The 12,520-nt window shown below is 58.5% G+C and carries 9 protein-coding genes and 3 pseudogenes; all 12 read left to right on the top strand.

The window, feature by feature from the left end; translation table 11 throughout:
• Positions 1-6: 6 nt before the first annotated feature.
• The 12 genes and pseudogenes from flhA to OMP38_RS24075 all read left to right on the top strand — a co-directional run bounded on the left by flhA (position 7) and on the right by OMP38_RS24075 (position 12,501).
• Complete coding sequence (flhA, locus tag OMP38_RS24015) at positions 7-2,058, top strand: flagellar biosynthesis protein FlhA (RefSeq protein ID WP_420869726.1); 2,052 nt, start codon at positions 7-9, stop codon at positions 2,056-2,058.
• The gene (locus OMP38_RS24020; protein ID WP_277567325.1) at positions 2,055-3,647 is read left to right on the top strand and encodes a flagellar biosynthesis protein FlhF; all 1,593 of its coding nucleotides are present in this window, start codon (positions 2,055-2,057) and stop codon (positions 3,645-3,647) included. The genes flhA and OMP38_RS24020 overlap by 4 nt, the downstream gene beginning before the upstream one ends.
• Positions 3,640-4,410: a MinD/ParA family protein gene (locus OMP38_RS24025; RefSeq protein WP_338130627.1), complete on the top strand. Its 771-nt coding sequence runs from the start codon at positions 3,640-3,642 to the stop codon at positions 4,408-4,410. Before OMP38_RS24020 ends, OMP38_RS24025 begins: the two co-directional genes overlap by 8 nt.
• A 134-nt stretch (positions 4,411-4,544) precedes the next feature.
• Positions 4,545-4,880 (top strand): response regulator, encoded by a 336-nt coding sequence (locus tag OMP38_RS24030; RefSeq protein WP_277567326.1) that lies wholly within the window; start codon positions 4,545-4,547, stop codon positions 4,878-4,880.
• A gap of 17 nt (positions 4,881-4,897) precedes the next feature.
• On the top strand, positions 4,898-6,121 hold the full coding sequence (locus OMP38_RS24035) for a CheB methylesterase domain-containing protein (protein ID WP_277567327.1): 1,224 nt from the start codon (positions 4,898-4,900) through the stop codon (positions 6,119-6,121).
• 31 nt (positions 6,122-6,152) lie between these two features.
• Positions 6,153-8,238: pseudogene (locus tag OMP38_RS24040) on the top strand (chemotaxis protein CheW).
• A 27-nt stretch (positions 8,239-8,265) separates the two neighbouring features.
• Entirely contained in the window at positions 8,266-8,727 is a 462-nt protein-coding gene (locus tag OMP38_RS24045; RefSeq protein WP_277567328.1) for a chemotaxis protein CheW, read from the top strand.
• A gap of 4 nt (positions 8,728-8,731) precedes the next feature.
• Entirely contained in the window at positions 8,732-9,349 is a 618-nt protein-coding gene (locus OMP38_RS24050; RefSeq protein WP_277567329.1) for a chemotaxis protein CheC, read from the top strand.
• The gene (locus OMP38_RS24055) at positions 9,349-9,843 is read left to right on the top strand and encodes a chemotaxis protein CheD (RefSeq protein WP_277567330.1); all 495 of its coding nucleotides are present in this window, start codon (positions 9,349-9,351) and stop codon (positions 9,841-9,843) included. The genes OMP38_RS24050 and OMP38_RS24055 overlap by 1 nt, the downstream gene beginning before the upstream one ends.
• Before the next feature lies 1 nt (position 9,844).
• Positions 9,845-10,261: a hypothetical protein gene (locus OMP38_RS24060; protein WP_277567331.1), complete on the top strand. Its 417-nt coding sequence runs from the start codon at positions 9,845-9,847 to the stop codon at positions 10,259-10,261.
• A gap of 16 nt (positions 10,262-10,277) precedes the next feature.
• Positions 10,278-11,065, top strand: a pseudogene (locus OMP38_RS24065) (FliA/WhiG family RNA polymerase sigma factor).
• Between the two features lie 22 nt (positions 11,066-11,087).
• Positions 11,088-12,501, top strand: a pseudogene (locus tag OMP38_RS24075) (DUF342 domain-containing protein).
• The last annotated feature ends 19 nt before the right edge of the window (positions 12,502-12,520 follow it).

The following is a 12,520-nucleotide window of genomic DNA, read 5'->3' on the forward strand; positions in this document are numbered from 1 at the left end:
ATAATCATGCGGGAGGGAAGACCTTTGAAAATTCGGGACGTTAGCATTTTGGTCGGCATCATCGGCATCGTCCTGATGATGGTCGTCCCAATCCCGACGCATCTGCTGGATTTGCTGCTGATCGTCAACATATCGGCGGCGCTCATGATCATTTTGATCGCGATGAATACGACGGATGCCCTGCACTTTTCCATCTTTCCGACGTTGCTGTTGATCACGACCTTGTTCAGGCTAGCGCTTAACGTATCGACTACGCGTCTGATTTTGTCGGAGCACGAAGCGGGCAAGGTCGTCGCTACGTTCGGCAGCTTCGTCGCCGGCGGGCAGCTCGCGATCGGATTTATCGTTTTCCTTATTCTCGTCGTCGTGCAGTTCATCGTCATCACCAAAGGCTCCGAACGCGTAGCCGAAGTCGCGGCCCGCTTTACCTTGGACGCGATGCCCGGCAAGCAAATGAGCATCGACGCCGATCTCAACGCCGGCATGATCAATGAGGCACAAGCGAGAGAACGGCGGGAGAAGATCGAGAAGGAAGCGGACTTTTATGGCGCCATGGACGGCGCGAGCAAGTTCGTTAAGGGCGACGCAATTGCCAGTATCATAATCGTAACGATCAACCTTATCGGCGGATTTATTATCGGTATGGCCGTTCATGGCATGAATATCACTGAAGCGCTTAGCACTTATTCGATTCTCAGTATCGGCGACGGTCTGGTCAGTCAGATTCCGGCACTTCTCATCAGTACGGCGACAGGCATCATCGTCACCCGAGCCGCTTCCGAAGGCAATATGGCGGAGGATCTCACCAAGCAGCTGTTCCGTTATCCCAAGCTGCTCTATATCGTGGCAGGCACGATCATTCTGCTCGGGATCGCGACGCCGATCGGCCCGCTGGCCACGCTTCCATACGCGGTCATTCTCGTAATTGCCGGCTATCGCATGCAGCTGAACGTGGCGAAGCGCCAAAAAGCGGAAGAGCAGCTCGTCGAAGAAAAGGAAATCGAAGAAGTCCGCAGTCCGGAGAGCGTCATCAGCCTGCTGCAGGTCGATCCGATCGAATTCGAGTTCGGCTACGGTCTCATCCCGCTGGCGGACACGTCGCAGGGCGGGGATCTGCTCGACCGGATTATCCTCATCCGGCGTCAATGTGCGTTAGAACTTGGACTTATTGTGCCAGTCATAAGAATCCGGGACAACATCCAACTGAAGCCGAACGAATATGTCATCAAGATGAAGGGCAATACGGTGGCGCGAGGCGAGCTGCTGCTGCATCATTATCTCGCCATGAGCCCTGGCTTCGAGGACGATTCGATCACGGGGATCGCGACCAAGGAGCCTGCGTTCGGACTGCCGGCGCTCTGGATCGACGAAGCGACGAAGGAGCGCGCGGAGCTGTCCGGCTATACCGTCGTCGATCCGCCGTCTGTCGTCGCGACGCATCTGACTGAAGTGATCAAGCGGTATGCGCACGAGCTGCTCGGACGCCAGGAGACGAAGTCCCTCGTCGAGAGCGTGCGCGAGAGCTATGCGACGCTCGTAGAAGAGCTCGTGCCGAATATCCTCACGATCGGGGACATTCAGAAGGTGCTCGCCAAGCTGCTCAAGGAAAAAATCTCGATCCGGGACCTTGTGACGATATTCGAAACGCTTGCCGATTACGGCAAGTATACGAAGGATCCCGACGTGCTGACCGAGTATGTCAGACAAGCGCTGTCCAGGCAGATCACGCAGCAATACGCCAATCCGAGCGAACCGCTGCGCGTCATTACGATCAGCCCGGGCGTCGAAAAAAGGATCGCCGAATCCGTACAGCAGTCCGAGCAGGGCAGCTACCTGGCGATGGAGCCTTCCTCGACGCAAGCGATTTACAACCGCCTAAGCGAGCAGATCAACAAAACGCTTCAAGCCGGCCAGCAACCGATCATCCTGACTTCTCCGAACATTCGGATGTATATGCGCCAATTGATCGAACGCAGTCTGCAGGACATTCCCGTGCTCTCCTACAGCGAGCTTGAACCCAATATTGAAGTACAAAGCGTCGGGGTGGTGAATGCATGAAGGTCAAACGATACTTAGTGGATGATTTGCCGCAGGCCGTCCAACAAATCAGAAGCGAGCTCGGTTCCGATGCCGTCATCTTGAACACCAAAGAAATCCGCACAGGCGGGTTTCTTGGCATGTTCCGCAAAAAGCGGATGGAAGTGATCGCTGCGGTCGACGAGTCCGCCAAACCGCATGCGCGTCCTTCTGCGAAGCCGATAGTGCGTCAACAGCCGGAAGCCTTCAAAAAACAGCTGAGCGCTGCGTCAATACCTGAGCAGTCTTCAGATTCGGACCTGGCGCGAGGCGCCTCGGAACCCGCAGTCCAACCGCTTCCTGCCAGCGCCATTCGGCAAAGATACGGGGGCGGGGCGTTAGGCGGTCCCGCTGCAGTTGCAGAAGCGCAGCCCGTTTCCGGCGGGCAGGATAGCTTCCTCCGCGAAGCCGGCGAAGACAACGGCCGGAATAGCGCTCCACATGCGGCAAACGTGCCTAAGGAGACGCTGACTTCCGCGCAAGCGAGCTTTGACGAAGCGATGAGCCGGGCTATCGCGTCTGCGCGCGCTCATACTGCGACGGATCGTAGCGTCGTCGACCTCCTGCAGGCAGCCAAAGACGAATCGTTTGCGTCGGTCGAACCGACGCATGCTAAAGCGCATGCATCGCCATCGCCTTCGGCGCAATCGGTCGCGCCGGTCGAAACGGCAGAGCTGTTAGCCGAGCTGAGAGCCATGAAGGATCTCCTCCGTCACCAATCCGGCCGCGAGCCGGCCCCGCAGCGCATGCCCGAGCCCGTGCTTCGCCTTAGCCGCCTGCTCGCGCAGCAGGGCGTGGAGCCGGTTTACGTCGAAGAATTCGCAGCCGCCATTTCCGCGAAGCTGAAGTCACGCTTGGAAGCGGATGAAGGAGAAGACGCCGAATCCGTTCCCGAACGTCTGGCGTATGACGAAGCGCGAGAATTGCTCCAAGCATGGCTTGCGCCGGCGCTGGACGCCGGCATCGAGCCGGATACGCGCATCGTTCATTTCGTCGGTCCAACCGGGGTCGGCAAGACGACGACTATCGCCAAGCTGGGAGCCGAGCAAGCCTTGTCCCGCAGGCGTTCCGTCGGATTCATCACGGCCGATACCTACAGAATCGCTGCGGTCGATCAACTGCGGACGTACGCCGACATTCTGAACGTGCCGCTTGAGGTCGTCTTTTCTCCATCGGAGCTCGCCAGGGCCTACAAAAAGCTTGAGGACCGCGATTTGCTGCTGATGGACACGGCGGGCAGGAATTACCGCAACGAACTTTACGTTTCCGAAGTGAACAGCTTGCTGGCGCCGGGCCAAGAAGCGGAGAAGATCCTCGTACTTAGCCTGACCCACAAATATCAAGACATGCGGCAAGTGTCCGCCCAATTCGTCAAGTACGGCGTCAATCGCTTGCTGCTTACGAAAATGGACGAGACCGATTCATACGGCGCGATCCTGAATCTGGTGCGCGAGTTCGGATTCAGCATTCCATACGTAACTTTCGGACAGACGGTTCCAGACGACATTCGTGCATTCGACCCGGCCTGGCTCGCGGACAAGCTGCTGGAAGGGGCGCCGGCCCATGCGTGACCAAGCGGAAGCGCTGCGGCACATGGTATCGGCACGCGACCTGGACGACGCCAAGCAAACGCGAATTTTGACGGTCACGAGCGGCAAAGGGGGCGTCGGAAAATCCAACTTCAGCCTGAACTTTGCGCTGGCGCTGCAAAAAAGGGGCCATAGCGTACTGTTGTTCGATGCCGACATCGGCATGGGGAACATCGACGTGCTTCTAGGTACGCCTGCAGCCTACAATCTCTTCCATCTGTTGAAGCGGGACAAATCGATCTGGGAAATCATCCAGGAGGGTCCCGGCGGACTGCGGTTTATCGCGGGCGGCTCCGGGTTCAAAGATTTGATCCGGCTGAGCGACGAAGAGCTCGAGTATTTCGCTTCGGAGATCGCCAAGCTTTACGGCGAGGTCGATTATGTCTTATTCGATACGGGCGCCGGATTGTCCAAGGAAACGCTTCGCTTCATTCAGGCTGCGGACGAGACGATCGTCGTGACGACGCCGGAGCCGACTTCCATCACCGATGCATACGCGCTTATGAAAATGGTGAAAACGATGGGGCAAGAGGCCGAATTTCGGCTGGTTGTCAATCGGGTCGGCGACAACCGGGAGGGACTTCAGACCTCCGATAATATTCGGCAGGTGGCCAGAACCTACTTGTCGCTCGAAATTCCGTTGCTTGGATTCGTTCCGGACGACGCCCATGTGTCGAAAGCCGTCAAAAAAACAGACGGCATTGTCATATTTATACCCCGATTGTCCTGCGTCCAAAGGAATTGACGACATCGCCGCCGAATATTTAAACGAAAGCCGAAAAACTTCCGTGCAGACGAACATCAAAGGCTTCCTCCAGCGCGTTCGCAAGCTGTGGAGCTGACGGACCGAACGTCAAAAGCGAAAGGGGAGGAGAAAGCATGAAAGCATTTACGGTGCTGGTCGTTGACGATTCCCCTTTCATGAGGAAACTGGTCGGAGACCTGGTCGCCGGCGACGCCGCGTTCGAAGTCGTAGGGACGGCTGCCAATGGGGCGGACGCCGTTCGACAAGTGCGCGAGCTGAAGCCGGATATCGCGGTCATGGATCTGGAAATGCCCGAAATCAACGGGCTCGAGGCGCTCCAGCGAATTATGGCCGAATGCCCGACGCCGGTCATCATGATGTCGGCGGTGACGGACCGGGGACGCGGGATACGATCCGTGCCCTTCAGTTTGGCGCTTTCGACTTCGTCCGCAAGCCCGACGGCGCTTTGAAGCTCGATGTTTCGCACATGGGCGAGATGTTGATCGAAAAATTGCATATAGCAAGAGAACTACTGGCTTCCGGCGAGTTGAGACTTAGGCGGATGACGGAGGAAGGCGCGGAAGCGATGGTCATTCAAGCCGATGCAGAGCTCGCGCCGGACCGAACGGTTAAGGAAGTGAAGGCGCCGGACGGAGAAGCAGACGAAGCATCGGTTTCTTCGTACATTGAAAACGATGCGCCAGAACATTCTGCGTCTAGCGTCCTGGATCTTCAGACGCATGAGCCTTCGGCAGAACGTGGCGGCATGGATACGGTTGGGCGTCTCGCGAACGGAGCCGCAGCCCATGAAGAAACGGCTGCATCCATCGAACGTCCTGCAATTCCCGGCAAGCCTCTGTCAGAGCTGCCTTCGGCACGGCGAACGACGCCGAAGCCGCCGCCGGTTGCTGCGGAAAGCGGCAAATTCGATCCGAAAAGCCGGCTGCCCGAGAAAGCGGGACTAACCGGAAAAACGCCTGCGGAACAGCGCGCGCCGGTCGCGAATTCGCTCAAACCGCCGAAGCCGATCCCGCCCGATCCGGCGATTAAAGGGCCGCCGCCGGACAAGCCGTCTAAGACGCTTTTGCCCCCGTCAAGTCGTCAAACGGACGCCTTCACCGATATCGTGGCGATCGGAACGTCGACTGGCGGGCCTCGGGCTCTGCATGAAGTATTGTCGGCAATACCGGCCTCGTTTCCGGCGCCGATCCTGATCGTGCAGCACATGCCGCCAAAGTTCACGCATTCGCTTGCGCAGCGGCTCGATTCTTGCTCTGCGATCGAGGTGCGCGAGGCGGCGGACGGCGACCGGGTGCTCCCTGGACAAGCTTACCTGGCGCCGGGAGGCAAGCATCTTAAGCTGATCAAGGAAGCCGGCGGCGGTTACAGGATCGGACTTACCGAAGAAGACCCGGTCAGCGGCCACCGGCCATCGGTCGATGTCATGTTCGGTTCGCTGGTCGGACGTCGGGAGCTAAGACGACACGCGGTCCTCATGACGGGCATGGGCAGCGACGGGGCCAAGGCGATGAAGGCGCTGCGGGAAGACGGGGCGGCGACGCTGATCGCCGAAGCGGAGGAAACCTGCGTCGTATACGGCATGCCGCGATCGGCGATGGAGTGCGGCGCGGCGCAGACCGCCGTACCGTTGCATCGCATCGCCCCCGAGCTGGTCAAATCGGTCGAAAAGCCAAAAGCGAAGCAGCTTTAATGCAGATGAGCCATTCAGGAGGTGACGCCCAGTGGAAATGAATCAGTACTTGTCCATTTTTATCGACGAAGCGAACGAGCATCTGCAGTCGCTTAACGAAAACATGCTGCGTCTCGAGCAGCAGCCCGAGGATATCAGCATCGTTCAGGTCATCTTCCGATCTGCCCATACGCTTAAGGGCATGTCGGCTTCGATGGGGTTCGAGGATCTGGCCTCGCTGACGCACGAGATGGAGAACGTTCTCGACTTGGTGCGCAACGACAAGCTGAAAATGAACGGTCACATTTTCGATACGCTTTTCAAATGTCTCGATTCGCTTGAAGGCATGGTCCAGGACGTCGTTGGCGGCGGAACGGGCAGCGCGGACGTCAAGGAGCTCGTGTCGCAGCTCAAGCAGATCGTCAAGGGCGAGCCGGCCGCGCCGGCAGCCGCCGGACAAGCTGCCGCCGTAAGCGGTTCGTCTGAGCTCGCCATGGTGGCTACGCATCTACTGCTCGACCAGTACCAGCTGTCGGTGCTCAGGCAGTCGATCGAAAACGGGAGCCCCGCCTTTCATATCGAAGTAACCATACGCGAGGATTGCCTGCTGAAGGGCGTCCGGGCTTACATGGTATTCGATGCGCTCGAGCGCAACGGCGAGCTCGTCAAGTCGCATCCTTCGGTGCAGGATATCGAGCAAGAACAATTCGGCCATCAGTTTTCGGTCTGATTACATTTCCCGCATTCCGCAACAAGAACTGCAAGACACGCTCGACAAAATCTCCGAGCTCGAATCGGTAAGTGTCGTCCCGCTCGATCTGGAGAGCTTAAGCGAGCTCGACGAGTCGCGCAGCGCGCAGCAGCAAATGCAAGAGGCCGTGCAGCAAGCGGCCGCGACGGCGACGGCGCCTTCCCCTGCGGCAGCTGCCACCGTCAAGCCCGCCGCATCCGAAGCGCCTGCGAGGGCGCCTGCAGCAGCGCCCGTGGCGAACAAGACGATCCGGGTCGATATCGAACGGCTTGACTCGCTCATGAATCTGTTCAGCGAGCTGCTCATCGACCGCGTCAGGCTCGAACAGCTTGCGAGCGAAGTCCGCCGCAACGACTTGACCGAGACGGTCGAGCATATGGCGCGCGTGAGCAGCGACCTGCAAAACATTGTCCTGAAGCTGCGAATGGTGCCGGTGGACAGCGTGTTCAACCGTTTCCCGCGGATGGTGCGGGACCTCGCCAAGTCGCTCGGCAAAAAGCTCGACCTGGTCATCACCGGCGCCGAGACGGAGCTCGACCGGACGGTCATCGACGAGATCGGGGATCCGCTCGTGCACTTGATCCGCAACTCGGTCGACCATGGCGTAGAGACGATCGAAGGCCGCCGCGAGGCGGGCAAGCCGGAGACGGGCGTCGTCAACCTGAGGGCGTTCCACAGCGGCAACCATGTTTTCATCGAGATCGAAGACGACGGGCGCGGCATCAACCAGCCTAAAGTACTCGACATCGCCGTCAAGAAGGGCATCGTCTCTCCGGACGAAGCCAAAAAGCTGAGCGACGACGAGATCAACATGCTGCTTTTCGCCCCAGGCTTCAGCACGGCGGACAAGATCTCTGACATATCGGGACGCGGCGTCGGCCTCGATGTCGTCAGGTCGAAGATCGAATCGCTCGGCGGCGTCGTATCGGTCACCTCCAAGGCCGGACAGGGCTCCAAGTGGTCGATTCAGCTGCCGCTCACGCTGTCGATCATCACGGCGATGCTGGTCAAGCTCGGTTCGGAAAAGTTCGCTATCCCGCTGTCCTCCATCGTCGAGACGGGGATCGTTCAGCGGAGCGCGATTCGCGACTTGCACGGCGCCAAAGTCATCGAATACCGCAAGTCGATCATTCCGGTGTTGTCGCTCGCGGCGGTGCTGGATTCGCCGGATTATTCGGAGGAAAACGAGCAGGAGACCGAGATGTTGGTCATCCGCAAGGGCGAGAAGCTCGCGGCCGTGCTGGTGGATGAATTGATCGGACAGAGCGAGATCGTATTGAAGACGCTCGGCAAGTATTTGACGAATCTGGACGTCATCTCCGGCGCGACGATTTTGGGAGACGGGCAAGTCGCGCTGATCGTAGATCCGAACGCGCTTATCAAATAATCGTTCCTATCCGAGGAGGAAGCTGTCATGGCAGAAGATTTCAAGGTTATCGTTTTTACGCTCGCACACGAGGAATACGGCATCGAGGTTGACAAGGTGCGGACGATCGAACGAATGACGCCGGTGACGCGCGTGCCGAAGACGCCGGTTTTCGTAAAAGGCGTCATCAACCTACGCGGCATCGTCGTACCGGTCATCGACCTGCGCAGCCGCTTCGGACTTCCCGAATCCGAACCGACGGAAAACTCGCGGATCATCATCGTAGCGGCCAACGAGCTTGAAGTCGGTTTTATCGTCGATTCGGCGAACGACGTCATCGACCTGAACACGGACATGGTCGAAAACCCGCCCGAAGTCGTCGGCGGCATCAAAGCCAAATATTTGAGCGGCGTGGCCAAATTCGGCGAAAACCGCCTGCTCATCCTGCTGAATCTGTCCGAGGTCCTCAACCGCTCGGAGATCATCCAGCTCGAACAGTTCGGAGCTTGACGGCATGGAACTGTTCAGCCATAACGCAGAATTCAAAATGGACGTGCTGCGCGAGGTCGGAAACATCGGTGCGGGACATGCGGCGACCGCGCTCTCCCGCCTGCTCGACAAGCCGATCGACATGGCCGTCCCAAAAGTAAGCTTTATTCCTTTCGAGGACATCGCCGACCGCGTCGGCGGCGCCGAGGAGGTCGTGGTCGCCATCTTCCTTCGCGTGGAGGGCGAGGCGCCAGGCAACATGTTTTTCCTGATGAGCCAGAACCAGGCGCGCGCGCTGCTTCAAGGCCTGCTCTCGTTCGAGCTCTCGGATGGACCGCAATATACGGAGATGGAGCTGTCCGCGCTTAGCGAGATCGGCAATATTCTTGCCGGCTCGTATCTGTCGTCTCTGGCCGATCTGACCGGCTTGCCGCTGTCGCCGACCGTGCCTGCGATCGCTGTCGATATGGCCGGCGCGATCCTGAGTTACGGACTGGTACAATTCGGCACGATGGGCGACGAGGCGCTGCTCATCGATACGACATTTTTGGAGGACGACCGGCGGGCGGAGGGGCACTTTTTCTTTATTCCCGATCCCGAGTCGTTCGAGCGCTTGTTCCGCGCGCTAGGAGTGCCTATCTAATGAAAGAAGTCATTATCGTGAAAATCGGAATGGCGGACTTGAATGTCGCCTCGGGCGGAGACTCGCTCAAGACGACCGGGCTCGGCTCCTGCGTCGGGCTGACGCTTCACGACGCGAATATCGGCATCGCCGGCATGGCGCACATTATGCTTCCGAGCTCGGATATCGCGCGGGAGGGACAGCTGAACATCGCGAAGTACGCGGATACTGCCGTTCCCGAGCTGCTGTCCAGGTTGAAGGCCGGCGGAGCCAATGTGAGGCGGCTCGTCGCGAAGCTGGCGGGGGGCGCGCAAATGTTCGCGTTCGCGAGCGGCAGCGACAGCATGCGCATCGGTCCTCGCAACGTGGAGTCCACGAAGCTGGCGCTCGCCGCGTACGATATTCCCGTCATCGCCGAGGATACGGGAGGCAATTTCGGCAGGACGATCGAATTTAGCAGCGCGAGCGGCATTTTGACGATCCGCAGCGTGCAGAACGGGGTAAAGGAGATTTGAAATGAGCGTGCCATGGCGATGGAATTTAGGATTCGCGATATTCGGGGCCGTTTTGGTTTTTTTGATCTCCTCGTCCAGCAATCCGCCGCTCACTTCGCTTGTGCGAGGCCTGTACGCCTTCCTTGCGTTCGGCTTGCTCGGCCTGTTCGCCCGCATCGTCCTGCAGCAGCTGCTGCAGCCCGCCAAAACGCTTGGCGGAGACAAAGAGCGAGCGGAAGAGGAGCGAGGGATCGTTCTGGATATGACGACGCCGGCCGAAGACGACGAATCTCTTTCCCGCCTTATGCGGGAACAATGGACGGGCAACGAAGAGTCGCAATCCGCCGGCTTCGAGCCGCTCAAGCCCCCAAGGCTCGTCTCGATCGACCAGAATCCGGAACAAGTCGCACAGGCGATCCGGCGCCTGAACGACGATTAAGGAAGGTGATGCAGCGATGGCAGAACCCAAGAGTTCCAAGCTGTCCCATTACGACCTGTGGTGCCGCTGGAAGGAAGAAGGCGACACCGAAGCAAAAAAAGGCTTGATCGAAAAGTACATTCCGCTCGTCGATTACGTATCCAGCCGCATGGCTGCAGGTTTGCCGAAAAACGTCTCCAAAGACGATCTGGTCAGCAACGGTTCGATGGGCCTGATCGACGCCATCGAAAAATTCGATCATCTGCGGGGGCTGCAGTTCGAAACGTACGCTTCCTGGCGTATTCGCGGATCGATCATCGACGGGCTGCGCCAGGGCGATTGGGTGCCGCGGTCCGTTCGGGACAAAGCGAAAAAAATGGAAGATGCATACGCCGTCCTGGAGCAGCGGAACCTTCGCTCCGCTACAGACGAAGAGATATGCAGCTACTTAAATATAACGGACAAAGAATTCCAGCAAATGCTCCAGGAGGTCGCCGTCGCGACGGTCGGATCGCTCGAGGAGCCCATCCGCGAGGAGGATGCCGAGACGCGGATGTCGCTGCTCGTGGACGACAAGGCGCAAAGCCCCGAGTCGAAGGTGCACGAGACCTATTTGCGAGACTCGCTGGCGGCCGGCATCGACAAGCTCACGCCTGAAAGAGCGAACGGTTGTCTCTCTTTTTTTATTACGAGGATCTGTCTTTGAGCGAGATTGCCGAGGTGATGTCGTTGTCGCCTTCCCGCATCTCGCAGCTTCATTCCAAGGCCATATTGCGTCTGCGCGGCGCGCTCGGCAAGCATAAGGACCAGTTGCTTCAGAAATAGAACCGGAAAGGGGGGATTTATAATGCGAGGGGAAGAGGCGTTTGCGACCGGCCAAGTCTTTCAAGTCAAAATTTCGGAAGACCGCATGGCGGCCCGTCTGTTGATCAAGCCGATCGAAGAAACGAAAGAGGCGAACGTCCGGCAACTCGAGGCGCTCCTTGCGTCAGCCGGCGTTCGTTACGGCATTCAGCAGGAGCTGCTCGCTCAGATTGCCGAAAATCCGCAAGCGTTTTTTTTACACCGATAATGTCGTGGCGATCGGTCTTCAACCGAACCCGGGCGTCAACGGCTACGTCAAAGTTTTGTTCGAGGATCAGAGCCAGTCGAAAAGGCCGGCGGAGCGAGAAGACGGCAGCGTCGATTATAGGGAGATGAAGCAGCTGGCCAACGTCAAGACGGGCCAGCTGATCGCAACGCGGGTGCCTCCGCTCCCCGGCACGGCGGGCATAGCGGTGACGGGCGACCCCGTCGCCCCCAAAGAAGGCAAAGAGGCGAGCTTTAAAGTCGGCAAAAACGTCGTCGTCAATCCGGACAAAACGGCCATGTACGCCGCGATGGACGGACTCGTCACATGGACGGACAAAGACAAGCTGAACGTATTTCCCGTCTACGAGATCAACGGCGACGTCGATTATCATACGGGCAACATCGATTTCGTGGGTACCGTCGTCATTCGCGGCAACGTGCTGACCGGCTTCCGCATTCGAGCGTCCGGGGATATCCGGGTCACCGGCGGCGTGGAGGGAGCGGATCTGGAGTCGGACGGTTCGATCGAGATATCCGGCGGCATCATCGGTTCGGGCAAAGGCCATGTCAAAGCAGGCGTCGACGTCAAGTGTTCGTTCGTTCAAGAGAGCAACGTGACGGCGGGTCAGGACGTTATCGTTTCGCAGAGCATCATGCATTCGAACATCCGGGCCGTTCGGAGCATCCGCTGCGAAGGCGCCAAGGGCTTGATCGTGGGCGGCTTGCTGCAGGCGGGAGACCTGGTCGTGGCCCGCACGATCGGCAATTCGATGTCTACGGTAACCTCCATCGAGGTCGGGCTTAAACCGGAGCTGCGGCAGGAGCTTGCCGATCTCCGCCAGCAAGTTCGGCAATTGTCCGAAAGTCTGGACAAGACGGAAAAAGCGCTCGTATTGCTTGACCAGCTGGCCGCGGCAGGGCAGTTGTCCGCCGACCGGTTGACCATGCGGATCAAGTTGAATTCGACGCGCAGGCTGGTGACTGAAGAGCTGAAGGTCGCCAAGGCGAACATCCTCGAGATTGAACGCACCCTCGAAGATACGGATCAGGCTAAGGTTAACGTATTACATACCGTTTTCGGAGGCACGAAAATCGTCATCGGGCGTTACACGCGTTTCGTCAAAGACAGCGCCAAACGGGTAACCTTCCGTTACGACGAAGGCGAGATCGCCATGGCAACGCTTTTATAACGCGACAGGAGGCAAACGG

Source organism: Cohnella ginsengisoli (assembly GCF_029525555.1).
Classification (GTDB): domain Bacteria; phylum Bacillota; class Bacilli; order Paenibacillales; family Paenibacillaceae; genus Cohnella; species Cohnella ginsengisoli.